Raw genomic sequence first — 24821 nt, 5'->3', positions numbered from 1 at the left:
GATCTCAGCCATGCGTTTACATTTATTGTTGATCGAGTACACTACGCGGCTCGACAAAATAGGGGAAACATTATGGCTCGCACTGCAGCAGCTTTGCATATTTTGGTGAAACACAAAGAGCAAGCCGATGATATCTTGGCTCAACTCAAGAAAGGGGCGAAGTTTCACGTACTCGCCAAGAAGTATTCGACTTGCCCATCAGGCAAAAAAGGCGGCGACTTGGGTGAATTTCGTCAAGGCCAAATGGTTCCTGCTTTCGACAAAGCCTGCTTTCAAGGTGAAGTGCTAACCCCACAATTGGTCAAAACCAAATTTGGTTGGCATGTGGTTAAAGTGCTTTATCGCACTTAGCCTTTTTCTGATTCATTGCGCTATCTTTTGTTTACTTGACGCTGTAGTGGTGTTGACCGCAAATGTGTGCAAACACATATCGAGCTCTTCTATGCGTTGGTGATTCACTTATTTCCGTTTACCAGCAAAGTCAAACCGTTTGAGTTATAGGTTGTATGACGATGCTGATTTTTTTCATTGAAATTTCTCAATATCCCGCATAGAAAACATCTAAAATATGAATGCTTTTTGTTAACTCATTGGTTATTTTCATGAGTTATTGTTTTAAGTTTGATACGCTATGAATAAATTGAGTGGTAAGTGTTTCAACTTATTTTATGGCGAATATTAAATGTATAAGAGTCTTTTTGCGTATAAATTGGCTTTTTATTAAGCAACTTGGCTTATATGTGTTAAAAAATAATTTTACAGCTATTGATATTCTTAATATTGAGAAGGTTTCTTAACCTTATGAATTGTACAGATTAAATTTCAGATTCCGCTTGATTAAACGTTTGTCTTATTTTCTGAACATTGACTTCCCTCTTCTTAACGTTAGTTTTAACCATGTTAGCCTTGATGTGTTAGGAGGGGTGAAATGAAAGATGAAAACAAACTAAACGTTAGAATGCTTTCTGATGTTTGCATGCAATCCAGATTGTTGAAAGAGGCGTTAGAATCAAAACTTCCTTTGGCGCTGGAAATTACACCATTTTCTGAGCTCTGGCTTGAAGAGAATAAACCAGAAAGTCGCAGTATTCAGATGCTGGTGATTGATTATTCTAGAATTTCTGATGATGTTTTGACCGATTACAGCTCGTTTAAGCACATCAGTTGTCCTGATGCGAAAGAGGTCATCATAAACTGTCCGCAGGATATTGAGCATAAGCTGCTCTTTAAGTGGAATAATTTGGCTGGAGTATTTTATATTGATGATGATATGGATACCCTGATCAAAGGCATGAGTAAAATTTTGCAAGATGAAATGTGGTTAACGCGTAAACTGGCCCAAGAATACATTCTCCATTATCGTGCCGGTAACTCAGTCGTGACCTCACAAATGTACGCAAAATTAACCAAAAGAGAACAACAGATTATCAAGTTACTTGGTAGTGGTGCTTCTAATATTGAAATTGCAGATAAACTCTTTGTGAGTGAAAATACAGTAAAAACACATCTGCATAATGTCTTTAAGAAAATTAATGCCAAAAATCGCTTGCAGGCACTGATTTGGGCGAAAAATAATATTGGAATTGAGGAAGTCAATTCTTAATTCGTTGTGTAATGTCTCTTCGAGTTTTAGTTCAATAGGCTAAAATTCGCCCCAATAAGGCAGTTCCACACTGCCTTATTTTAACCTTTCAAATCTCTCTAGATTTATTAAGATGAAATTACCTTCTGAGTACCTGAAACATCAGTCGGTTAGGCATACGGGTTAACTATTCGACGACAACCGCAGTACCGCTGACCGACACCATGAGCATGCCATTGGCTTTTCCAAACGTTTCATAATCTAAATCGATACCGACTACGGCATTGGCACCCAGTGCCACAGCGTGTTGTTGTAGTTCTTCCAATGCGATGGCGCGCGCTTTTTCTAGCTCTCGTTCATAAGTGCCAGAGCGTCCACCCACAATATCGCGGATCCCAGCAAACAGATCTTTAAAAATGTTAGCACCAAGAATGGCTTCGCCTGCAATCACTCCGCAGTAACGGACGATGCGTTTACCTTCGATATTGGGTGTCGTTGTCACAATCATGGGATTTCCTCAAGGGATGTTTTTGATGTTCAGATTGGATTACACAATGGCGGCGAAGTTCCCTTATTGTCTCAATCTCTTTGCGTGATAGGCTTGAATCATTTGAGTCACAATCCCTCCATCAGAATTATTGATCTTGGAGATTAATAACTCGAATTGCTGACTGGTGGTAGGCCAGATATAACGCGCTTCTTATTGTTCGTGTAGTGAGAATCATGGCGTTAGATGGATTAATGGATGCAATTGCAGACCGAGGTTGGTATGTGTGGGATGATTTTTTGAACCCACAAGAAGTGCAAGCTCTACGAGAGTGCATTCCTGAACGTTGGAAACGAGCAAAAATTGGTAGAAACGAAGAGATTCAGCGTGCTGCGGATATCCGGAGCGATAAAATCCAATGGCTTGATCTATCAATGGGGCAACCTGTTCAAGACTATTTGGAGCGGATGGAGCAGATCCGGTGTGAAGTGAACCGCCACTTTTTTCTTGGGCTGTTTGAATATGAAGCGCACTTTGCAAAATACGAGGCCGGTGATTTCTACCTTAAACATCTCGACTCGTTTCGCGGTAATGAAAACCGCAAATTAACCACGGTGTTTTATCTCAATGAAAATTGGACTCCTGCCGATGGCGGCGAATTAAAAATCTACGATTTGCAGGATAACTGGATTGAAACGTTAGCGCCCGTTGCGGGACGTCTGGTGGTATTTCTTTCGGAACGATTCCCTCATGAAGTGCTCGAAGCGCATGCGGACCGCGTCAGTATCGCGGGCTGGTTTCGAACCAATGGTGTGAGCGGTAATAAGCTGGATATTGCAAACTAACGCATTCTCAAAGAGCGCCTTCCCACCTACAACTCCAAGTAGTTTGTGTATAGCATCAAGTGGCGCGTCAGTTGGCTGAAATGTAAAACGCAAGGCCGCTCGTCATTCTAGAGCGGCCTTGTTGTCTTCAGCGTGGTTTATTTGAAATGAATAACAGAGAAATGGGGTTGTTCGCTTAAGGCTTCCATCGAACTCAGTTGATCAGTTTCGAGGAGCCAAGTTTCTTCTTCGCCTCTTAGCGCAATGCACTCCTGCTTTTGACTATTACGTTGAGTGTCGGCGGCGACTCCGTAATACACCTCACCACTTTTCATTGTTAATTTGACTGGCAGATGAAACAAACAGGCCAGTTCAATGTAATCGTATTGACTGCAGCTAACCATGTCTTTACTCGCTTCTATTTAAGTACTTACTTTGCAGTATATACATCCTCTTAACATCTTGGTAACGACCGTTGATGAAAAATTCCTCGACTAAGTGGCCTTCCTCTACAAATCCGCACTCTTCGTAGAGATGCACCGCTTTAGGGTTCTCGACGGCAACGTGTAAATAAATCTTATGCAGATTGAGAATAGTGAAGGAGTAATCTAAAGCTCGGTTGATTAAGGTACGCGCAAAGCCTTTGCCTTGATGCTCTGGAGCGATGATGATTTGAAATTCCGCGCTGCGATGGATGTAGTTAATCTCAATCAGCTCGACGAGGCCAATCAAGTTTTTTTGTGCATCTTCAACCACAAAACGTCGTTCAGCATTATCGTGAATGTGTTTGTTGTAGAGCTCTTCGAGTTCATCAAAGGATTCATAAGGCTCTTCAAACCAGTAGGACATAATGTTGCGGTTGTTATTGAGATTGTGAATAAAGCGTAAGTCGCCGCGTTCTAATGCTCTAAGCGTTAACTGACTGTTCATATTCTTACCTAAAGGATGCTGTGAGTCTCTCGACTCGGTTGGTCTTCTTAGACCATAGAGGAAGAGAGGGCTTATTCACAAGGGGTATAACATCAATTTATTGCAAAATGAGTGGGTTGAACCGATTCGATGAATGTCGAAGCAGAGAACATAAGAAGCATGGATGATGGTTATAAAAAGCCCTTTCAAGATGAAAGGGCTAATCAAGCAAAGGCTAGGTATTAAGCCGGAAGGTCAACACCTTTTTCTTGGTGTAGGCGACGGCAGGCACGACCGTCACTGTGGAATAGATGGCAGCGATGCGCTGGAATGCCAATCGTGAGTGTGTCGCCGGTTTCGACATCGAGTGTGTCTGGCTGACGGTAGATCACATCAGAATCGGAACCTTTCAGGTTCATATACACCTGTGTTTCGTTACCCAACTTTTCAACAATCATCACTTTGCCTTCGATTTTGGCATCACCATATGCTGCTTCAACCAGATGCTCAGGACGAATGCCTAGCGACATGCGTTCTCCACGAGTGACGGTAGTGCCATCCACAGGGATCCAGAAGGTCGTACCGTTAGAAAGCTGGACCTGTACCCGATCTTTTTCTACCCCTTCAATGAAGACGCTCATGAAGTTCATTTTCGGCGAGCCAATAAACCCGGCCACAAAGCGGTTTTGTGGATAATGATACAGTTCGAGTGGTTTGCCGACTTGAGACACGAATCCAGCATCCAACACCACAATTTTGTCCGCCATAGTCATGGCTTCCACTTGGTCATGGGTAACGTAAATCATGGTGCAGCCTAGTTTACGTTGCAGTTTAGTGATTTCAGAGCGCATCTGTACGCGCAAAGCTGCATCTAGGTTCGATAAGGGTTCGTCCAGCAAAAACACATTCGGCTGCGAAACCAGAGTACGACCGATGGCGACACGTTGCCGTTGACCACCAGAGAGCGCCTTAGGTTGGCGATCCAGAAGATGGCTGAGTTGTAGAATTTCTGCCGCATGATCAACGCGCTTTTTGATCTCGCTCTTGTTGGCTTTCGATAGTTTTAAACCAAATGACATGTTGTCATACAGATTGAGGTGCGGATACAGTGCGTAGGATTGGAAAACCATGCCTACACCACGTTTGGAAGGTTCGACATCATTCATGCGCTGTTCGCCGATATACAAGTCGCCGGACGTAATGTCTTCCAAACCCGCAATACAGCGCAGCAGTGTGGATTTGCCACAACCTGAAGGACCGACGAACACCACAAATTCGCCTTCTTGAATCTCTAAGTCGACATTCTTTGAAATCAGCACATCGCCGTACGCTTTACATACATTTTTTAACGTGACACTCGCCATCTAGCTCGTCCTCGATCAAGATTTTTAATCGTTATCGCGGCTCATTATATGAATTATTGTGCACGCAATAACAGTAGGAATTGGATAAGGTGAACCACATCAAGTGGTTTCGTTGGCAGCGCCGCCTTATTGGGTAAGAAAAGAAAGGGTGAACGCTCCGGCTATGAAGCCGTTCACCCGACTGCCGCGAAAAGTAGGTTGTTTCCCCCTACACAAAGCCATGTCTCTCCCGTAACGCTTTCACCACAAACATGACTTTATATCGACAACCTACTTGGCGGTGGAACCAGTTACAACACGTAAACTGGAAAGGCTCTTACCATCCTCTCTGGGATGAGGCTAGTTTCTGTGAAAGAGGTAAATCGTACATCCTCCTCTTCCGCTTTTTTATAGGGGGAGTAGGTGAGGAGGAGGTGGAGGAGGGGCACTAAGGCGTAGTTAGATCCAGTTCAAATTATTGAGGGTGGATAAGTTGAGTAGGATCACATCAATCCTGTTTTTTGTGATTTGGCTCGCTCACATCAAACGATAGAGATCACGAAAATACGCCATAATATCGAGGGCGTAGGGGTTAGGAGGATGAGTTAAACGCGTTTTTTTCTGATCATAAATGGCGAAATACGGCAAAACCTCTTGGTGAGCCCTACAACACAAAAAGAAAAGGATATGAACATGAAAAATGCCCTAAGCACAGTCGCGCTGAGCACTCTGGTGGCTCTTGGTTCGTTTGGTGCCCATGCTGCTATTGAAGAAGGACAACTCACTATTTGGATCAATGGTGATAAAGGCTATAACGGTTTGGCGGAAGTCGGTAAGAAGTTTGAAGCCGACACCGGAATCAAAGTTACTGTCGCTCATCCTGATGCGCTACAAGATAAATTCCCACAAACCGCAGCAACAGGTGATGGTCCTGACATTGTGTTTTGGGCTCACGACCGTTTTGGCGGTTATGCGGAAGCTGGCCTATTAGTCGAAATCAAACCTTCTGCAAAAATTCAAGAAGGCATCGTAGATTTCGCATGGGATGCAGTGAAATACAACGGCAAAATCATTGGTTATCCAATTGCGGTGGAATCGTTATCACTGATTTATAACAAAGACCTTGTCCCTAACCCACCGAAAAGCTGGGAAGAAGTCGCTGAGCTGGATGCCAAACTGAAGAAAGAAGGCAAATCGGCCATCATGTGGAACCTGAAAGAGCCTTACTTCACTTGGCCTTTGATGGCGGCTGATGGCGGTTACGCATTCAAATACGGTGTTGATGGCTATGATGTGAAAGACGCAGGTATCAACAATAAAGGCGTAAAAGACGCGATGAACTTCGTGAAAGGCCTTGTGGATAAAGGCGTGATCTCTCCAGATATGGATTACTCAGTGTCTGAGTCTGCCTTTAACCAAGGTAATACCGCGATGACCATCAACGGTCCATGGTCTTGGGGCAACATCGAGAAATCAGGCATCAACTACGGTGTGACCACTTTGCCTAAATTTAACGGTCAAGCGTCAAAACCTTTCGTTGGCGTTCTCACCGCAGGTATCAGCACCGCTTCTCCAAATAAAGATCTGGCGGTGGAATTCATCGAAAACTATCTGCTGACTAACGATGGTCTGCGCATGGTAAACAACGATAAGCCATTAGGTGCGGTTGCGCTGAACTCTTTCCAACGTGAACTGGATGCGGATGCGCGCATTGCGGCGACCATGGATAACGCCATGAACGGCGAAATTATGCCTAACATTCCACAAATGAACGCGTTTTGGAGCTCTGCGAAAAACGCCATCATCAACATCGTTGATGGTCGTCAAACCGTGGATGCCGCTCTGGCTGATGCTGAAAAGCAGATGACGAAATAATCCATCGTCACACCTTGGAGGGGGTAACTTTCCCCCTCCACATTTCTTGGTAACAACACGCTAGCAGGTTCTTTATGCAGTCAGTTCAAGGTACACAGGCTATGTCCGATCCAACTGCGGTACGTCCAGCCGACAAACGTGCATTTTTAAAATGGGCAGTACTTGGCGCGGTAGGTATCGTGAATGGCTACGCAACCATTCTTATGTATTCTCGTGGGGAGGTGGCGTTTGCATTGCTGACCCTGATCCTTACCACATTAGCGCTGTATATCTTCGGAAGTCGTAAAACGTACGCGCACCGTTACATTTATCCCGGCATTGCAGGGATGATCCTCTTTATTCTGTTTCCACTGGCTTACACCGTTGGTCTTGCTTTTACAAACTACAGCGCGAAAAACCAACTCACTCTTGAACGCGCACAGTCAGTGTTGATGGATCAAACTTTCCAAAGTGGTGAAAGTTATGCCTTCCAACTTTATAAAACCGAGCAAGGCTACCGCTTATTGATTGAGGACGGAGATGAGCGTTTGGCGACCGCGCCTTTTTCGCTCAGTGGTAACGTACCGACCGATCTTAATCTTGAAGTGATTGGCGGTATTGACGGTGAAGTAGAGCCGATTAAAACCATCATCGGGTATCGCACCGAATTGAGTGGTATCGATCTGCATTTCCCTGATGGTGAAGACATTCGAATGAGTGGCCTGCGCAAATTTGCTGCGGTGAAACCACTCTATACCTTGCAGGATGATGGTGAAACACTCACCAACAATCAATCCGGTCAGGTGTTGCGCCCCAATATGGAGATTGGTTTTTATCAACCTATCAATGAGAGCGGCGAATTTGTCGGTGAGCGAGTCTCACCAGGATTTGTGGTGTCGATTGGTACCCATAACTTTGAGCGAGTATGGAAAGACGAAGGCATCAAAGAGCCGTTTATCAATATCTTTATCTGGACGGTCATCTTTTCAGTACTGACGGTGATTTTCACCCTGATGATTGGCCTTGTATTAGCCAGCGTAGTGCAGTGGGAAGCGTTGAAAGGTCGTGCGGTTTATCGTGTACTGCTGATCTTGCCTTATGCCGTTCCTGCCTTTATCTCGATTTTGATTTTCCGTGGCCTGTTCAACCAGAGTTTTGGTGAGATCAACATGGTGCTCAACGGTTTGTTTGGCCTCAGTCCCGCTTGGTTCTCGGATCCGCTGTTGGCGAAAACCATGGTGCTGATCGTCAATACTTGGCTGGGCTTTCCTTACATGATGATTTTATGTATGGGCCTACTGAAAGCGATTCCCGATGATCTGTATGAAGCATCAGCGATCGATGGAGCAAATTTCATTCATAACTTCACCAAAATCACTCTGCCGATGATGATCAAACCGCTGACGCCGTTGCTGATTGCCAGCTTTGCTTTTAACTTCAACAACTTCGTAATGATTCAACTCTTGACGCAAGGTGGGCCAAACCGGATCGGCACTTCTGAGCCTGCGGGTTACACCGACCTCTTGGTGAGTTACACCTACCGCATTGCGTTTGAAGGTACAGGTGGTCAGGACTTTGGTTTGGCGAGTGCGATTGCGACGCTGATCTTCTTGCTGGTGGGCGCGTTAGCGCTGCTCAACCTGCGCTTTACTAAGCTGAGCCAACAATAAGGAGCATTCATATGGCTATGGTACAAGGCAAATCTCTCAAGTATCGCGTGTGGGCAACCCACGCGGCACTGTGGGTGTTCTTAGCGTTGATTATTTTCCCGCTGCTGATGATTGTCGCGATCTCATTTCGTGAAGGTAACTTCGCAACCGGCAGCTTGATCCCGGATCGCCCCTCATTGGAACACTGGAAGCTGGCACTCGGTATTGCGGTACAGAATGCTGATGGTTCAGTCACTCCACCGCCATTCCCGGTGATGACATGGCTGTGGAATTCGGTAAAAGTGGCGGGCATTACATCGGTATTGATTGTGGCGCTTTCTACTACTTCGGCTTACGCCTTTGCACGTATGCGTTTTAAAGGCAAAGAAACCATCTTAAAAGCGATGATGATTTTCCAAATGTTCCCTGCGGTATTGGCCTTGGTCGCATTGTATGCTCTGTTTGATAAGCTTGGGCAGTACATTCCCTTCTTGGGCTTAAACACGCACGGCGGTTTGATTTTCTCTTACCTCGGCGGGATTGCGCTGCACGTTTGGACTATTAAGGGGTACTTTGAAACCATCGATCGCTCACTGGAAGAAGCGGCGGCCTTGGATGGTGCGACACCATGGCAAGCGTTCAGATTAGTGCTACTTCCATTGTCTGTGCCTATACTTGCAGTAGTATTCATTTTGTCATTTATTGGTGTGGTGGGCGAAGTTCCGGTGGCGTCACTGCTGCTTTCTGATGTAAACTCGTACACGCTTGCGGTTGGTATGCAGCAGTATCTTTACCCTCAAAACTATCTGTGGGGTGATTTTGCGGCCGCTGCGGTGCTCTCAGCACTCCCAATCACTATCGTATTTTTACTTGCACAGCGTTGGCTTGTCGGAGGACTTACCGCTGGCGGTGTGAAAGGATAATAACGATAAGGGCGACGTAAAGTCGCCCATTTTGTCTCTTCTTAACATTAATTGGTTTGGCCGCCGACAAGTTAAGAAGCTTCAATTCTGGCGTTACGCATAGCTGGCTGTTAGCTCTATTCCTTACTAGTTCACGACTAACAGTTTTTGTAACCAAAACCTGAGCTTAGCTCGGGTTTTTTTATGCCTGAAGCCGTGACAGCTCGTGGTGCGAAAACGGTTGCCAGTATAAGCACAACACATTTTCTCAACAGTGAAACAAGAACAGGATGCGAGTCAGATCGAATATTGATTTGTAACTGGTTTAGAGGGTGCAGAAAAATTAGAACTCACGGCTGGAAGGTGCGCAACTTAAGTATTGCAGCAGTAAATACAAGCTCTCTTCATGCATGGCGACCCGACGGAAAAGGTCGGCAAATGTCTCGTCTCCGCCAAAACAGGTTTGGATGTAATGGTTGATCGCTTCAGGCTGATAACCTTGCACGTACAATGTTCTTACCCATTGATATTCGACCGCTTTGGGGTTAGTTAGGGTCGTCTCGGTGAGGGTGATTTTATCTAGGGTAATCGCCATAACAGAAGCGTGAAATCCATGTGCCAAAGATGGGCATGGATTAAAACAAAGCTTGATGACAATTCGATGACAAGCGCTCCATCCCAGTGGTTGGAGCGCAGAATAGCCCCTTAATTTTTCAAATATTTCACGTGCGCTTCCATCTCTTCACCAATTTCGGTGCGCATGTTCATTAAGCGGATCGCCGAAGCGCGTAATTCCTGATCTTCCTGAGTTTGCGGAATCCATTCGGGCACAGGAGACGGTTTGCCCGCTTCATCCACGGCGACCATAATCACAATGCAATGAGTCGTGAGATGATTTTTCAGGAACTTAGGATCGCTCGCCTGCACATCAATCGCGATGTGCATGGAGGTTTTTCCGGTATAAATCACCTTGGCATTCACTTCAACCAAGTTACCGACATGAATTGGAGCGACAAAGCGAATGCCACCAGCATAAGCCGTGATGCAATATTTACCACTCCAAGCCGCAGCACAAGCATACGCCGCAAGGTCAATCCATTTCATTACTGCGCCACCATGCACTTTGCCACCAAAATTGACATCTCCCGGCTCTGCCAGAAAACGTAATGTGATCTCTCGTTTGCCACTGCTCATCGGCTTATCCTTCATTTTCGTTTTGAGCGTTTTGCTCAAATAAGTATAGAGTTAATAACAACAAATTTTTTACACACAGGCAATCATTTGTGCATTTTGTGCATGCAACAAAAAAGGCGCGTTAGCGCCTTTTCTTGGTATTGATGAGCGGTTGTCTAGCGAATTACACCACCTGAATCGTGACTTCATTCTCTTTGGCGAACGCTTCAATCTCTTTCGGTGGCGTTTGGTCAGTAATGATCAAATCGACATCGGCCAATGTGCCGAGTTTGACCATCGCGTTGCGGCCAAATTTACTGTGGTCGACCGCGAGGAAGACACTGCGGCTATTTTCGATAATCGCGCGTTTTACGCGCACTTCATGGTAGTCGAAATCAAGCAGAGAGCCGTCATAATCGATGCCACTGATCCCCAAAATGCCAAAATCCAAACGAAATTGGGAAATAAAATCCAATGTGGCTTCGCCTGTTACGCCGCCGTCTTTATTACGGACTTCTCCCCCCGCCAAAATGATGCTGAAATCAGGCTTACTCATTAGCATAGTGGCGACGTTTAAGTTGTTGGTCACCACACGCAGTTGATGATGATTAACCATTAAAGCGCGAGCGATGGCTTCTGGCGTAGTGCCAATATCAATAAACAGTGTGGCGCCGTCAGGAATGTGCTGAACCAAGGCCATGGCGACTTTCTCTTTTTCATTTTGGTAAGAAACTTGCCGCGTGTGATAAGAGGAGTTCTCCGAACTGGTTGCAATCGTTGCGCCGCCATGGTTGCGCCGCAATTTATTGGCTTCGGCCAATTCGTTGAGATCTCGCCGTATGGTTTGTGGGCTAACATCAAATCGCTCAACCAGCTCTTCCGTACTCACAAAACCTTGGGCTTGAACCAATTCAATGATTTCTTGATGGCGCTTTACTGCTTTCACCGGGAATATCCTTATGGTTTAAATTGCTTTCAGTGTACGGAGTCAGTGCCTGATTTCAAATCTTGGTTTGCGTTTTCTTACGTTTTCTTTTCGTTTTTAATCATTTTTCACAAAAACGAAAAGAAATAGGATAAGAGAGGCTAGGTGAAGCTTATTCTGTGGATTGGCGATAGATACAGCAACGGTTACGACCATTACGCTTGGCTTTATACAGCGCTTGATCGGAGCGTCGATAAATATCGGCAATGTCATGATCACCATGATGCAAGCTGGAAACCCCCGCACAGAGGTAGATGTGCTCGTTTTGTTCAAAGAACGGATGCTCTGCAAAACGTTGGCGGATCTGTTCAGCCAAATGAAAAGCCGTCTCTACGTGCGTATTTTCCAAAACGATGATGAACTCTTCACCTCCCACACGACCACAAAAATGATGGTCAGAGATGACGCTCTGAAATAGTTTGGCGAGAAAACACAGGACTTCATCACCTTTATCGTGACCAAATTGGTCATTGATCAGTTTGAAATTATCAATATCGATAGAGATGCAACTTAACGGCTGTCTTAAACGTTTTGCGCGAGCGAAGGCGGCGCGAAAATCGGCCCACAATTTACGCCGATTACACAGCTGAGTTAAAGAATCGGTATTGGCGAGCTGATATAGCTGCTCACGTAGTTCCACGATATCGGTGATATCGGTTGAAACTCCAATCAGCCCAATCACTTCGCCTGTCACTCGGTGCAAGATAGGGTGTTTGACTGCGCGATAAATCCGAACCAAACCATTGGATTTGGCGATGGCTCGTTCTTCATGTACAACCGAGAGACGAGTTTCAAACACCTGTTGATCGGCCGCCAAAATATCACTGAGTTGATCATCATGAAAAAAATCGTGATCGGTCTTGCCAAGCAACGATTGTGCATTCGTTTCAAACAACTTTAGAGTCAGAGGGTTAGCATAGAGATACTCGCCGCGGCGATTTTTGACGAAGACATAGACTCCCAGTTCGTTCAACACGAGTTCGTGCAAGGAGAACTGTTGGTTATCAAAAAGCTCTTCAATTCTATTAAGTTCTATCATAGGCTCACCTCTCACTGCCTGACACAGCCAATTTTTCATCGGTTGCTTCGGGCTTGGGGAACCTAGCCAATCGTTATTTTTAAACGCCTCGCGGCGTGTTTTTTCTTCTCTAAAGATAGCGTGAAGAGAACCATTTTGCGCGTGAAAATACTCGCTTTTATACCTGCGTCACTTTTTCGACGCCGTCATCGTTTCGACGTTGAATTTTCAATTGTGACAGCGCGACACCGCTGATGACTAATAGATCACCAATTAAATGGTAGGGATGAACTTTTTCGCCCAATAAAGTGGCGGCCAAAGAAACAGAAAAAACGGGTAGCAGATTCATAAACATGGCGGTGGAGTCTGCGCCAATCGCATCAATGGCTTTTACCCACATCCAAGGTGCTAATAGAGAAGCAGCAATGCCAGCATAAGCGATCAGAGAGAGTGAACCTTCGGTCGGTAATAGCGTATCGCTGGTGAGCCATAAAGGGATCAGCATGAATACGGCGCATACCCCTTGCAGATAAATTAAAGTCCAGTTGCTAAACGGCATTTTCCAGCGTTTCAAAAGCACGCAGTACAAGGCGTACACCAGTGCTGCCATCACCATTAAGGCATCCCCTTCGGTCACGCTTTGATGGAGGAAAAACAGCGGATTTCCTTCTCCGAGCATGTAGGCAAGCCCGCTCAGCGACAGTACGCCACCCACCACGCTAAGGGCTGAGATGGGTTTGTTAAGTAACGGCAAGCTAATGAAAACACTCATTAAAGGAACAAAAGAAGTGATGAGTGACATATTGGTCGCCGTGGTGGTGAGCCCCGCGTAGTAGCCTAGGGATTGGTTAAGCACCATGCCGAGTAAAGCCAAAAATGCGAGTTTACTCAAGTGGCGTTTCACCGTTGACCATTGGCGGATAGCGCTAGGTAGACAGAAAGGAGTGAGGATCGCCATAGCCAATAGCCAGCGATAAAAGCTCATCGCACTAGGTTCGATGGTCGAGGCCGCGAGTTTATTGACAATCGAGTTGCCACCCCAAATCAGCACAGTAAAAAATGGCAGAAGATAGATCATGTGCGCCTCGTCGCAATTTGTTCCTTGGGTTATAGTGTGGCAGGTCTTTATAATTACAACTATCTCTAAAAAGACATTGCGAGCGATAGGAAGACAAGATTGAAAAAACGCACTCGACACTTGCATCCCTCATTATCTATCGAGCATCCACCTTCGGATGTTTTTATGAATTTTGAAGCGTTTCTGTCCAATACAGAAACTCGTGAGCACAGCCACCCTTGGGGGCAAGTACAGCTCATTTCTGGCGGAATTTTGGAGATGGAAGCGGAAGATACGCGCTTTTTGGCTCCGCCCCATTTGGCGATTTGGGTTCCGGCGGGGATTCGTCATCGAAGCTACAACCGCAAGCCCATCGAATACTGTTCACTGAATATTGCTTCGCAACTGACCACGGCATTTCCCGCTAAAACCAGTTTAATTAAGGTGACATCGATTGTTTCGGCGATCATTGATGACTTTCGAGAACGAAACATCAATGTGGCGCAGAGCAGTGAAGATAAGCGCTTAGTGCAAGTGTTGCTGGATCAACTGGCCACTCGTGAAACTCAGCACCATTTTCTTCCTTCAACCAATCACAAATATTTAGCGCCGATTTTGGCTTTTGTGGAAGAGAACCCCACCGATAACACAACCTTGCAGCAGTGGGCGGAAAAAGTGCATACCACGGAGCGAACACTGGCGCGCCATTGTCAGGCTGAACTGGGGATGAGCTTTACCGAATGGCGGCTGCGGGTGCGCTATCTCTATTCGATGGAATTGTTACGTCAAGGGCATGCAGTGAAAGAGGTGGCGTTAACCTTGGGCTATAACCAAGCCAGCCCGTTTATCACCATGTTCAAAAAGTACTCCGGGTTAACCCCGGAGCAGTATAAAAGCCGATTACTCGCCTAGCAGACTCTGCTCATTGGCAAGCACATAATCAAGTGCACCGATGATGGCTGCGACTTGCGCGTCATTGCAGAGTTGTGCGGTGACTTTAGGGCTATCTGGATAGACTTCGGTGGTTGTGCTGTAAGTACAAGCAGTCATGCCGCCGCACAAGCCGAGTTCTCTCATCGGATAGAGGATGACACCCTCAGCGACAACAGGTGAACCAATGATTTCATAGTTTTCATCCGCTGGCGCGATATGCGTGACACGGCGTACCGAATCAATCACCGCTTGTTGGAAAGCCAATTGCGGATTTTCCGTATCACCTACCGTGTAAAAGCCATCGGGGATCGAGCCTTCGAGATAGGCTTTACCATCGCGCGCCGCCAAGGCAGGACGAAACTCAGATTCATCTGTATCGGTGGTTTCATGCAGATCAATATGCAGCAAAATCAGCCCGTGCTCTGCCACCATCGCCATCAATAGAGCTGCTTCTTCTGCAGGACTATCCTGAACGAAAGAGCGGTTAGGATCGATAGCATTTGGGTTCCAGCGATTGATGGTTTCATAGCCCCAAGGGCTGACACAGAGCGCGGCAAGCAGATTAAAGTGAGCCAAATAAGGCTCTGCGGCTGTCGCTAAAAATTGCAGCGCACCGTGTACACCACTGGTTTCGTAACCATGTACCCCGCCTGTGATCAATACGGTTGGCTTGTTAGCATCCCAGTGGCGGCTTTTCACTACATACAGCGGGTAGCGTGTTGGGTCATAAGAGAGCGCGCCATAAGTACTCACGTCGAATAGGCTGTTCAAGGCCAGAATCTTGGGCACTACTTCTTGTTGATATTCGCGTTGAATATGGCGTTGTTCTCGCCAAGCTTGGCGCTCTGCAGCTTGCCAAGGCTGACCGGGAGTGCCAATCGGGTAGGGGGATGAGGCAGACATCATTTCTCTCGATTTAGATTGAAGATGAAAAAAGAGTAAAGGCTCTCACCTGCAGGCGCAATAGGAATGTCATTCGCTTTGAATGGGGTGGCGATGGATGTGCGTGATTACCATGATTGAAAAATCACGACTGAAAAAGACCTCCAATCGGAGGTCTTTCAACATGAAAATGAGTGGACGACAGAAAACAGCCCTGTCCCACAGTGGGTTTGGTTTAATAATCCAAACGCTGAATATGCGTAATGCCGACTTTTCCTTCCAAGTCTTTAAACATGTGAACCATGGCTGGGTAAGGTTGAGAGCCGGGGTAAACCATCTCGGCATTGCAGAAAAAGGCGTAGTTGCAGCCAGCAACCACTTGTGTTGCTACCGCAACAGGCTTATAGCTTACGCCTACAAAGCCTTCGATGCCGCTTGCAAATGCTGCTTTATCTTCATTGGAGAGCTCATGGAACAGTCCCCAGCCACCTAACATTGTATTCGCCATTTTGATTTTCCTTATGGTTTGCTCGGATTGAGCAGTATGAGTGTAGTTGAGTATTTGAAAAATGCAGTTTTTAATGCGACACAACGAGACTCTGAGGTATCAACAGGCTTGATCTAAGGGGAGTAGGTGAGCGTAGCCGAGGAAAGAGTAATAGAATAATGGATCAATAGCGCAGGGTTTTGCCCAATCAGAGTACTTAATCAATATTCAGAGAGAGTGGATGTCTAAATGTTTAATAAAAGGAATACACGGGCAACGCGTTAATGAATATTAAAATGCCCTAATTCAATACCTGAATCAGATAATATTCTTCCTGATTGCTCTATTTCGCAAAAATCAAAATAAATGGGGTAATGATTAGAGTTTATTCGGGGGAGGATATGGCGCTGTAGAATGTCACTATTTAATTGATGAATTTTAGATGACCAGCGGAGATTATTTTTCAGAAGATGGAAGTGGATTTTTATCATGAATTAAAATTTCTTTTTGGTGAGATTTCTCTCGTAATAATTGATACCAGTGTCGCTGGCGAGATGTTCTGCGAGACATGAATTCCTCGATGTAATACAGATAAAATGATAATGAAGGAGTGGTAGATAATGAGCGGGGAGCAAAGCGTGGCGCTGAGAGCACCACGCAGAATTTGGCTTACAGCGCGACTACGTTAGACGCTTGAGGGCCTTTCTTACCTTGTTCAACGATAAAGCTAACACGTTGACCTTCAGCTAAGGTTTTGAAACCTTCTGACTGAATAGAGTTAAAGTGAACAAACACATCGTTGCCACCATTGTCTTGAGTAAGAAAACCGAAACCTTTAGTTTCGTTGAACCATTTTACAGAACCAGTCATTTTAGTAGACATAGGGACCTCTAGAGATAATTTTTACAATAATTTATTAGGGCTTAAAACAAAAGCTATTATATGGATTATAAAGGAGAAGCTATCACAGAGGTTGAACGAAGGGTATCGAAAAAAGACTGAGGTAAAACTTTAACTTAATTTTCATTAATAGCTCATTTGCTTGAGCTGTGAGTGAGTATACACGGAAAAAGAGTTCTGACTAGGATTATTTTCAATCTAAGCCAATTATTTTATTTTCTTCGTAAGATTATGCTTCGCAAAAAGCGCATGCTCACCATAAAACTCATGGCAGCTCAGGCCGACTCTGTCTACACTCGATACATAGAAAATGGTAAACGAACCCAAATAATGAGTGTTGCACAAAATACCTTCCCTCTTTCAGAATTAATGATTTCGCTAACGACAGCGCTCGACATGACAGAAGGTCAGCCGCCAGAACACTGCATTCGTTGTTGCTGGATCGGTATGCATATTGGTATGCAGCTCGAGCTGAATGAGCCTGAACTGCACGACCTGTTTTTTACTCTGCTACTGAAAGATGCGGGTTGCAGCAGCAATGCAGCACGAATTTGTGAGCTGTATGCGACCGATGATCTGACTTTCAAACGACGTTACAAAACGGTAGGCACCAGTCTTTCCAGTGTCATTAACTTTATTGTGAAAAACACAGGATCAGAGCAAAGCTGGACGGAGCGCATTTTAACGACCATAGATATTTTGAAAAATGGCAATGACTATGCTCAAGAGCTGATCCAGACGCGTTGTACCCGTGGTGCGGATGTCGCCCGAGAATTGCGTTTTAGTGAAGCTGTCGCACAAGGCATCCATTCACTGGATGAGCATTGGAATGGTCAAGGGCGACCCGAACAGCGAAAAGGTGAAGCGATTCCGCTTTTCTCACGTATTGCGTTGTTAGCTCAGGTATTTGATGTTTTTCAAATGGAGCACAGCATCGAAGAAGCCTTGCAAGAGATTATGGCTCGCAGCGGTGTGTGGTTTGACCCCAAACTGGTTGAGGTCGTTGAGCTGCTTGTTGAAAATCCTCGTTTTTTATCCGGACTGAAAGCCACCGATATCAGTCAGCGGGTTATGAATTTACCTCCCGCTCAAGCTCATTTACCTTTGGATGATGCTTACTTGGAATGCATAGTGACGGCTTTTGGTAAAATTGTGGACGCGAAAAGCCCGTATACCGCTGGTCATAGCGAACGTGTTGCTGTGTATACCGATTTGATTGCAAGGCAATTGGTGATCTCTGATGCGGATCGTATTTGGCTTAGGCGTGCGGCACTGCTGCATGATATTGGTAAGCTTGGTGTCAGCAATGCCATTTTAGATAAACCAGGTAAGTTAGACGAAGTAGAATGGCGAGCGGTTCAAGCTCATGCCGCGTATACGGAGCAAATTCTGTACAAGCTATCTCCTTTTAAAACACTGGCGCGCATGGCCGGCGCGCACCATGAAAAATTAGACGGTACGGGTTATCCTCGGGGTGTCAACGGCGATGAAATCAGTTTGATGACTCGCATAATCACAACGGCCGATATTTTCGATGCCCTCAGTGCTGAGCGTCCCTATCGCGCGGCTATGCCTATTGATAAAGCGCTCGCCATTATGGAGGAGAACCTCCATACCGCGATTGATCCAGAATGTTTTGCCGCTTTGAAAAAGGCATTAAATCTGTTGCCCGATGAATATACTCAACTACCACACTCTTCAGATAAGACCTAACAAGGCTTAGATCTCGTTTGGCGTGGTTATATTCTCATTGCTGAATTTCCTTCAGCCGTTCGTTAATGTTACATTTTGTCACGCTTCTACCAATCAAATAGAGAGAATTTCCATGGCAGGCGCAAGCTTACTGACCTTGCTTGATGATATTGCGACGGTGTTGGATGATGTGGCATTGATGTCCAAAATGGCCGCAAAAAAGACGGCGGGTGTATTGGGGGATGACTTAGCGCTCAATGCGCAGCAAGTCTCTGGTGTCGCGGCAGAGCGTGAAATTCCGGTGGTATGGGCGGTCGCCAAAGGCTCGTTTCGCAATAAGCTCATTTTGGTTCCGGCAGCACTTATTATTAGCTCGATTGCTCCTTGGTTGATCATGCCTCTACTGTTGATCGGCGGTCTGTTTCTCTGTTTTGAAGGCGCAGAGAAGATCCTCGAAAAATGGTTGCATCCAGAACCCAAGCAGAATGCTGAACAGCGTGCTGCCGCGATAGTCAATGAAGGTTTAGAAACGGAAAGTTTGGCGACAGAAAGCTTAGCCGAGTATGAAAAGCGTAAAATTGGTGGCGCGATCCGCACCGATTTTATTCTGTCGGCAGAAATTATTGTGATCGCTCTTGGTACCGTGCAGGGGCACTCGATGCTCACACAAATTCTGGTGGTTAGCTTGATTGCGGTCATCATGACGATCGGCGTGTACGGCCTAGTGGCAGGCATAGTGAAGTTGGATGACTTAGGTTTTTACCTGCAACGCCAATCCAAAGGCCAAGGACTCAAAGCCAGTTTGGGCGGCGTGCTAGTGCGTTTTGCGCCCAAATTGATGAAAGGGCTGACGGTCGTTGGAACTGCGGCGATGTTTTTAGTCGGCGGTGGGATTGTGGTACATAACGTGCCTGCGGTGCATCATATTCTTGAACCGATGCTTGATGTCGTCCATGCATGGCCAGTGGTCGGGACACTGATGCCAACCCTGATGAATGGTGTGATTGGCGTAGTGGCTGGCAGCCTCTTAGTAGCGGTAATGGAAGTGTGGCATAAAATTCGCGGGTAATTCTCTCGCCTAGCTGTCGCCCCAAGTCGTTTGGAGAATTTCCTGCTTATCGGCAGCGACAGCGGTGTTGGCGACAACATGAAGTAGGGTATCCGTAAAATTCTCGTTGTTATTTTCGGGAAGGCAAATAAACTAGCGGCTTTTGTTTTTCGGCGGTCGATATTATGCAGTGTGAGTTCTTTATTCAAAAACGGTGTACCTCTTGCCACCAGTGTGCGCAGCCGTATTCCCAACAAGTTGAGAATAAAGATCAGCAGTTGCGTGAGTTGATTGCGCCTGCCATGGATGTGCAGTGGTTACCCCCTGTCACCAGTGCTGACACCGCGTTTCGCAATAAAGCCAAAATGGTGGTGCTCGGTGCGGCTCACGCGCCGATTTTAGGCATTGAAGATGCGCAAGGTCAGCCTTTGTCGCTGGTGACTTGCCCGCTTTATCCGCAGCCGATGCAAGAGTTGCTCGCTTATCTGGAAAACTGGATCCGTATCGCGGGTATTCCGCCCTATAACAAGCTGAAGAAAAAAGGTGAACTGAAGTTTATTCTGCTCACCCGCAGTGAAAACAGCGGCCAATTTATGCTGCGTTTTGTGGCACGCAGCCATGCGGTGCTTGAGCGAATTGAACGCAATTTGCCGACATTGATTGCGGCTTTCCCGACGATCGAAGTCGTTTCCGTCAATATCCAGCCGGTGCATATGGCGCGTTTAGAAGGTGAAGAGGAAATTTTCCTCACCGAAACGCAAAGCCTGCTTGAACAGTTCAACGATGTGCCTATGGTGATCCGCCCGAAAAGCTTTTTCCAAACTAATCCCCAAGTGGCTGAGCAGCTATACGCGACCGCGCGTGCTTGGGTGCGCGAGATTGCGCCAACACAAATGTGGGATCTGTTTTGTGGCGTTGGTGGCTTTGCGCTGCATTGCGCCGCGCCAAACACTGCTGTGACGGGCATTGAAATTGAACCAGAAGCGATTGCCAGTGCGCAACGTTCGGCGCAAATGATGGGGATTGATAATCTCAGCTTTGCAGCGCTCGATTCGGCCAAGTTTTCACAAAGCCAGATGAGTGCACCGGAGTTAGTGTTGGTCAATCCTCCACGTCGTGGTTTGGGCAGCGAACTGACTGCGCAGTTGGAAGCGCTCGCGCCACAACACATTCTTTATTCCAGCTGTAACCCGCAGACCATGGTCAAAGACATCGCTGAGCTCGCCAGCTACCAAATGAGTCGCGTGCAGTGGTTTGATATGTTCCCGCATACAGATCACGCCGAAGTGCTGACCTTGTTGGTCAGAAAATAGCTACGGAAGACTGAACAATAAGGGGCGGTTTGCCCCTTATTGCATTTTTATAGGATTAAGAGCGACTTAGCTGTGATTGGCCACTTCCGTGTTGCAGATCACCTGTGGCTCTGCATCAAGCAGCCAAGAAATCCAACGCCGACGAGAGTTGAGAATGAAGCCTTCATCGGCAGCAATGCCACTCACAATGTAGCCATCCACCTTTTTACGCTCTTCTTTTGTGCTAAATACCCAATCATCGCTGTGGATTCTTTGCCCTTCGAGTATCGCTTCACTTAAACGCGGATTAGTAATCGCGATCATCAAACCTTGAGTAGAGTGAATCCCAATATTGGCTTGTGAAAAGCTGCCAATCGCAACTGGCACTTCTATCGAACACTCTTGTCCTTGCGCATTTTTGGCTTGATATTTTCCTTCTCCCACTCGCCCTTTTAACCAAAGAAGCTGCCCTTGGGTCATTTTCGTGATGGTTAGTAGGCCAATGGTTTGATCGGGTAAGTGGTCATTGAGTTTAAGAGGATCCGCCGAAGCAAGATTCGCCATTGAAATCAGCAGTAAAACCAATAGAGTTCTCATGATAAAAGTGCCTTATCGGTGAAGTGGGAGGAAGAGGGCTGAACCAGTAAGTAAATTAGCCAGAAAGGGCCAATCACGGGGATCACAAATACCCATGCCCACCATCCGGAGCGCTGGGTATCATGCAAACGCCGAACTAAGATGGTGAGCATCGGGATAAAGCTGATGAGGCTGTAAAACAGATCTAACCAGCCTGGGTTATTTGTGGCGATCTCAATACTGACCACCACCAATGTGATCAGTAGATGAGCGAGCATGAACCACCAAAAATCGTCTCTGGTTGTTTGCCCTGAAAAATCAAAGTATTGTTTCCACGCCTGTAAATAGGCGGTCAGTAAAGGTGTCATGTGCGTTTCTCATGTTGGGAATTGGCACTGGAAATGGTGGGGCAATCTGTGGCGAAAAACGTCCTAAAACGGGTTTGAGGACGTACTTGAACGGGTATTAGTCTAAGCTGTGGCGTAATCAGACCGTTCAATGCGGTCTCTCGTTTACTTTTTCAGGGAAAGATATGTTGATGATTCCAGTGCCCTTCGTGGTTTCGCTGATGCTGCTGTTATTGGCAGTAACGCTCTATTTACGACTGGCTGAGCAGGCAAAAAGTGCTTGTCTGTTTTTAGTGCTTTGTGCGGCAACCACGGCTGTGGTTGGGTTACGTTGGACGGTCGATTGGCCCGCACTGCGCATGGCACAACCTATTTTAGCTTCCCTCATTCCTGTTGCTGCGTGGTGTACCTTTACTCGCACCCATGAAAAAGGCCTGTCGCGTTGTTATAAGCACTTATTTGGCCCAACTCTGGTGTTGGTGAGCTTGTTGGCTCAGCCATTTTGGTCGCTACCTCTGGATGAAACTCTGACCGCGATCTATCTATTTTACGGGATTGCGTTGGTGCGTTATTCCTCACAAGATGCGTTACGAATCTATGTCGCGTTTAACCATTGGGAAAACGTCAAACGGGCTGAAAATATCGCAGGTTGGATGCTGCTGTTTTCTGCATTGATCGATAGCACGATGTCTCTCGATTTCATCTATAACCAAGGGCATTTTTCGCTGTACATTTTGACCGTTGGGCATGTGGTACTGATCCCTGTTTTGGCCTTCGCCGTGATTGTGGTTGGTGTGAGTACATCCAGCACTGATGAAGTCGCTAATTCGGAACTGGCGACCTCGCATGAAGAGAAAGAAACGTTAACCGATGAGGGGATGCCAGAAGCACGAGCACAAGAGATTGTGGCCTTGTTTGATCGGCAAATGAGGGAAAAAACGCACTATTTAGATCCTGAACTGACCTTATCTAAGCTGTCGCGCAAACTCGGCATTCCCGCGAAACAGATTTCGGCGGCGGTTAACCAAATCCATCAGAAGAATATTTCCAAGTTGATTAATGAATACCGAATTGATCATGCGTTGCAGGCGCTCACCAAGAGTGAAGATTCCATCACTCAGATTTTTATGAACTCGGGTTTTCAGACCAAATCGAATTTCAACCGCGAATTCTCACGAGTAACAGGGATGACCCCGAGCGATTATCGGAAACAGCATCGGCAAATCTAAAATCGCGTAATAAAGAATGAAAAAGGAGAGGCAAACCTCTCCTTTCGTACATCTGAACTGAGTTTACTTCACTGTCCACTCGATGTTTTCACCGGCGCGGATTGGCACCACGATATCGCTGCCAAACGGCATGCTTTCTGCGACTGGCCAGGCTTGCTTGGTGAGCGTGACGGTCTCTTGATTGCGAGGTAGGCCGTAGAAATCAGGGCCATTAAAGCTAGCGAACGCTTCCAGATTTTCGAGCTTGCCTTCTTTTTCAAACACTTCGGCATACAACTCAAGAGCCGCATGGGCAGTATAAGAGCCTGCGCAGCCACAGGCGGCTTCTTTGCGGCCTTTGGCGTGCGGGGCAGAGTCCGTACCTAGGAAGAATTTTTTGCTGCCTGAGGTTGCCGCTGCCACTAACGCGTGTTGGTGGGTGGCACGTTTTAGAATAGGCAAACAGTAGAAATGTGGGCGAATACCACCAACCAACATGTGGTTGCGGTTAAACAGCAAATGGTGAGCGGTAATGGTCGCTGCAACGTTATCGCCTGCTTTCTGAACAAAGGTCACAGCATCGGCGGTGGTGATGTGCTCAAGCACAATTTTCAGTTGCGGGAAATCATTCACGATCGGCGCAAGCACGGTGTCTAGGAAGGTCTTTTCACGGTCAAAAATGTCGACTTCGTGCGTGGTCACTTCACCATGCACCAGAAGTAGCATACCGACTTCCTGCATCGCCTGTAGTACGGAATAAATCTTTTTCGCTGACGTGACACCAGAATCCGAGTTGGTGGTCGCACCGGCTGGATAAAGCTTAGCTGCAACGACTTTACCTGACGCTTTGGCTTTGCGAATTTCCTCAGGTGAAGTGTTATCGGTGAGGTAAAGTGCCATCAAAGGTTCAAAGTGCGGCTGTGGCTGAGCAGCCATAATGCGCTCACGATAGGCTAAGGCCATCTCAGTGGTGGTTACAGGGGGAACCGTGTTAGGCATGATCAGCGCGCGGCCGTTATAACGGCTGATGTCGCGTACAGTATCGGCCAGTACATCGCCATCGCGAAGGTGAACGTGCCAGTCGTCTGGGCGTGTAATCGTCAGTGTTGTCATTGAGTGCTCCCACCATGAATGCATGAAATGATTGGAGCCTAAAGCGTCGCGCAAACGCTTCCGCTTAGGCGACAGGATGATAGTGGAAAGTGTAATCCATTTCACGTGTTATTTGTCTTGGTCTATTTTGCCCTTGGTATACCCTTCCTACTTGAAGCTGCAGGGGTGTTGGCTACGTTCGTTCACCCCAATCACATAGTCTGTCTATGCTCATGGGGATTATGAGAGCCATCCTTGGCTCTCACCAAAGGCCAGCCGATGGCTGTGCAAATTTGTTCCAGACAAATTTGTCACTCACTTGCCGCCTACCTGCAACTCCAAGTGGTTTGGGTATATCTGAATAGAAACCAGAACCCTGATTTGTAACAACGTGTTAGTCTGAAGTGACAATTTGTTCTATGATGTTGCGCAAATAACTCCGTCGTACTCGACGCTGCAACAGTTTTGGCTAGATTCTTCCATCCCAATCATAGCGTTTGTCTATGCTCATGAGGATGCGCTCTGTGGCCGCTTAGCGGCAAATCCAAGAAATGTGGGTATGACAACAACCAAAGGAAGCA

The 24821-nt window shown here is 46.5% G+C and carries 26 protein-coding genes; 11 read left to right on the top strand and 15 right to left on the bottom strand.

Going from position 1 to position 24821, the window contains the following annotated elements:
• The first annotated feature begins 72 nt into the window (after nucleotides 1-72).
• Nucleotides 73-351, top strand: coding sequence for a peptidylprolyl isomerase PpiC (gene ppiC, locus T411_RS0102690; protein ID WP_000124506.1), 279 nt, complete (start codon nucleotides 73-75; stop codon nucleotides 349-351).
• A gap of 577 nt (nucleotides 352-928) precedes the next feature.
• Nucleotides 929-1603 carry a LuxR family transcriptional regulator VpsT gene (gene vpsT, locus T411_RS0102685; RefSeq protein ID WP_000651013.1) on the top strand — a complete coding sequence of 225 codons (675 nt, stop codon included), beginning with the start codon at nucleotides 929-931 and terminating at the stop codon, nucleotides 1601-1603.
• Nucleotides 1604-1769: 166 nt separating this feature from the next.
• Here the strand turns inward: vpsT and T411_RS0102680 are convergent, their stop codons facing one another.
• Entirely contained in the window at nucleotides 1770-2090 is a 321-nt protein-coding gene (locus tag T411_RS0102680; protein WP_000637493.1) for a heavy metal-binding domain-containing protein, read from the bottom strand.
• A 215-nt stretch (nucleotides 2091-2305) separates the two neighbouring features.
• On the opposite strand from T411_RS0102680, the gene T411_RS0102675 reads away from it, so the two are divergent.
• On the top strand, nucleotides 2306-2914 hold the full coding sequence (locus tag T411_RS0102675) for a 2OG-Fe(II) oxygenase (RefSeq protein WP_001162317.1): 609 nt from the start codon (nucleotides 2306-2308) through the stop codon (nucleotides 2912-2914).
• 137 nt (nucleotides 2915-3051) lie between these two features.
• Here the strand turns inward: T411_RS0102675 and T411_RS0102670 are convergent, their stop codons facing one another.
• From T411_RS0102670 to malK, 3 genes are all read right to left on the bottom strand, one after another.
• Nucleotides 3052-3297: a Rho-binding antiterminator gene (locus tag T411_RS0102670; protein ID WP_000253074.1), complete on the bottom strand. Its 246-nt coding sequence runs from the start codon at nucleotides 3295-3297 to the stop codon at nucleotides 3052-3054.
• A 4-nt stretch (nucleotides 3298-3301) separates the two neighbouring features.
• The gene (gene speG, locus T411_RS0102665) at nucleotides 3302-3823 is read right to left on the bottom strand and encodes a spermidine N1-acetyltransferase (RefSeq protein WP_001088091.1); all 522 of its coding nucleotides are present in this window, start codon (nucleotides 3821-3823) and stop codon (nucleotides 3302-3304) included.
• 221 nt (nucleotides 3824-4044) lie between these two features.
• Nucleotides 4045-5166, bottom strand: coding sequence for a maltose/maltodextrin ABC transporter ATP-binding protein MalK (gene malK, locus T411_RS0102655; RefSeq protein ID WP_000179243.1), 1122 nt, complete (start codon nucleotides 5164-5166; stop codon nucleotides 4045-4047).
• A gap of 672 nt (nucleotides 5167-5838) precedes the next feature.
• Between malK and malE the strand changes: the two genes are divergently transcribed.
• The 3 genes from malE (at nucleotide 5839) to malG (ending at nucleotide 9571) form a co-directional block, all read left to right on the top strand.
• A complete protein-coding gene (gene malE, locus T411_RS0102650; RefSeq protein ID WP_000786217.1) occupies nucleotides 5839-7020 on the top strand; it encodes a maltose/maltodextrin ABC transporter substrate-binding protein MalE in 1182 nt (393 codons plus the stop codon).
• A gap of 74 nt (nucleotides 7021-7094) precedes the next feature.
• A complete protein-coding gene (gene malF / locus T411_RS0102645; protein ID WP_001882759.1) occupies nucleotides 7095-8669 on the top strand; it encodes a maltose ABC transporter permease MalF in 1575 nt (524 codons plus the stop codon).
• An 11-nt stretch (nucleotides 8670-8680) separates the two neighbouring features.
• Nucleotides 8681-9571, top strand: a complete 891-nt coding sequence (malG, locus tag T411_RS0102640) for a maltose ABC transporter permease MalG (protein WP_001252027.1) — start codon at nucleotides 8681-8683, stop codon at nucleotides 9569-9571.
• 322 nt (nucleotides 9572-9893) lie between these two features.
• Here the strand turns inward: malG and T411_RS0102635 are convergent, their stop codons facing one another.
• The 5 genes from T411_RS0102635 to T411_RS0102615 all read right to left on the bottom strand — a co-directional run bounded on the left by T411_RS0102635 (nucleotide 9894) and on the right by T411_RS0102615 (nucleotide 13804).
• Nucleotides 9894-10145 carry a hypothetical protein gene (locus T411_RS0102635; RefSeq protein WP_001018760.1) on the bottom strand — a complete coding sequence of 84 codons (252 nt, stop codon included), beginning with the start codon at nucleotides 10143-10145 and terminating at the stop codon, nucleotides 9894-9896.
• A gap of 110 nt (nucleotides 10146-10255) precedes the next feature.
• On the bottom strand, nucleotides 10256-10744 hold the full coding sequence (locus tag T411_RS0102630; protein WP_000094384.1) for an acyl-CoA thioesterase: 489 nt from the start codon (nucleotides 10742-10744) through the stop codon (nucleotides 10256-10258).
• A 163-nt stretch (nucleotides 10745-10907) separates the two neighbouring features.
• Nucleotides 10908-11669: a DeoR/GlpR family transcriptional regulator gene (locus T411_RS0102625; RefSeq protein WP_000648858.1), complete on the bottom strand. Its 762-nt coding sequence runs from the start codon at nucleotides 11667-11669 to the stop codon at nucleotides 10908-10910.
• 151 nt (nucleotides 11670-11820) lie between these two features.
• Nucleotides 11821-12786, bottom strand: a complete 966-nt coding sequence (locus T411_RS0102620; RefSeq protein ID WP_001894530.1) for a diguanylate cyclase — start codon at nucleotides 12784-12786, stop codon at nucleotides 11821-11823.
• A 118-nt stretch (nucleotides 12787-12904) separates the two neighbouring features.
• Entirely contained in the window at nucleotides 12905-13804 is a 900-nt protein-coding gene (locus T411_RS0102615; RefSeq protein WP_000639732.1) for a DMT family transporter, read from the bottom strand.
• 99 nt (nucleotides 13805-13903) lie between these two features.
• Here T411_RS0102615 and T411_RS0102610 point away from each other — a divergent pair, with 99 nt between their 5' ends.
• Complete coding sequence (locus T411_RS0102610; protein WP_000747482.1) at nucleotides 13904-14695, top strand: AraC family transcriptional regulator; 792 nt, start codon at nucleotides 13904-13906, stop codon at nucleotides 14693-14695.
• Here T411_RS0102610 and T411_RS0102605 read toward each other — a convergent pair.
• The 3 genes from T411_RS0102605 to cspE all read right to left on the bottom strand — a co-directional run bounded on the left by T411_RS0102605 (nucleotide 14684) and on the right by cspE (nucleotide 16967).
• Nucleotides 14684-15619: a M14 family metallopeptidase gene (locus T411_RS0102605; RefSeq protein WP_001276696.1), complete on the bottom strand. Its 936-nt coding sequence runs from the start codon at nucleotides 15617-15619 to the stop codon at nucleotides 14684-14686. The genes T411_RS0102610 and T411_RS0102605 overlap by 12 nt on opposite strands.
• Before the next feature lie 214 nt (nucleotides 15620-15833).
• Entirely contained in the window at nucleotides 15834-16106 is a 273-nt protein-coding gene (locus T411_RS0102600; protein ID WP_000024171.1) for a hypothetical protein, read from the bottom strand.
• 648 nt (nucleotides 16107-16754) lie between these two features.
• Nucleotides 16755-16967 (bottom strand): transcription antiterminator/RNA stability regulator CspE, encoded by a 213-nt coding sequence (gene cspE, locus T411_RS0102595; RefSeq protein WP_000105005.1) that lies wholly within the window; start codon nucleotides 16965-16967, stop codon nucleotides 16755-16757.
• Between the two features lie 348 nt (nucleotides 16968-17315).
• Between cspE and T411_RS0102590 the strand changes: the two genes are divergently transcribed.
• The 3 genes from T411_RS0102590 (at nucleotide 17316) to rlmC (ending at nucleotide 21038) form a co-directional block, all read left to right on the top strand.
• Nucleotides 17316-18698, top strand: a complete 1383-nt coding sequence (locus T411_RS0102590) for a 3'3'-cGAMP-specific phosphodiesterase (protein ID WP_002034104.1) — start codon at nucleotides 17316-17318, stop codon at nucleotides 18696-18698.
• A gap of 112 nt (nucleotides 18699-18810) precedes the next feature.
• Complete coding sequence (locus T411_RS0102585; RefSeq protein WP_000896538.1) at nucleotides 18811-19746, top strand: DUF808 domain-containing protein; 936 nt, start codon at nucleotides 18811-18813, stop codon at nucleotides 19744-19746.
• A 164-nt stretch (nucleotides 19747-19910) separates the two neighbouring features.
• Complete coding sequence (rlmC, locus tag T411_RS0102580; RefSeq protein ID WP_001149825.1) at nucleotides 19911-21038, top strand: 23S rRNA (uracil(747)-C(5))-methyltransferase RlmC; 1128 nt, start codon at nucleotides 19911-19913, stop codon at nucleotides 21036-21038.
• Between the two features lie 66 nt (nucleotides 21039-21104).
• Here the strand turns inward: rlmC and T411_RS0102575 are convergent, their stop codons facing one another.
• Both T411_RS0102575 and T411_RS0102570 read right to left on the bottom strand, forming a co-directional pair.
• Nucleotides 21105-21614: a hypothetical protein gene (locus tag T411_RS0102575; protein WP_001259659.1), complete on the bottom strand. Its 510-nt coding sequence runs from the start codon at nucleotides 21612-21614 to the stop codon at nucleotides 21105-21107.
• The gene (locus tag T411_RS0102570) at nucleotides 21611-21961 is read right to left on the bottom strand and encodes a DUF805 domain-containing protein (RefSeq protein WP_000188221.1); all 351 of its coding nucleotides are present in this window, start codon (nucleotides 21959-21961) and stop codon (nucleotides 21611-21613) included. Before T411_RS0102570 ends, T411_RS0102575 begins: the two co-directional genes overlap by 4 nt.
• A 164-nt stretch (nucleotides 21962-22125) precedes the next feature.
• Here T411_RS0102570 and T411_RS0102565 point away from each other — a divergent pair, with 164 nt between their 5' ends.
• Entirely contained in the window at nucleotides 22126-23169 is a 1044-nt protein-coding gene (locus tag T411_RS0102565) for a helix-turn-helix domain-containing protein (RefSeq protein ID WP_000928641.1), read from the top strand.
• A 63-nt stretch (nucleotides 23170-23232) separates the two neighbouring features.
• On the opposite strand, the gene pyrC is transcribed toward T411_RS0102565, so the two are convergent.
• Complete coding sequence (gene pyrC, locus T411_RS0102560; RefSeq protein ID WP_000210012.1) at nucleotides 23233-24261, bottom strand: dihydroorotase; 1029 nt, start codon at nucleotides 24259-24261, stop codon at nucleotides 23233-23235.
• Nucleotides 24262-24821: the final 560 nt, after the last annotated feature.

The sequence above is a fragment of the Vibrio cholerae ATCC 14035 genome, assembly GCF_000621645.1.
In the GTDB taxonomy this organism is placed as follows: Bacteria; Pseudomonadota; Gammaproteobacteria; order Enterobacterales; family Vibrionaceae; genus Vibrio; species Vibrio cholerae.
This window is presented reverse-complemented; position numbering and strand designations above follow the sequence as displayed.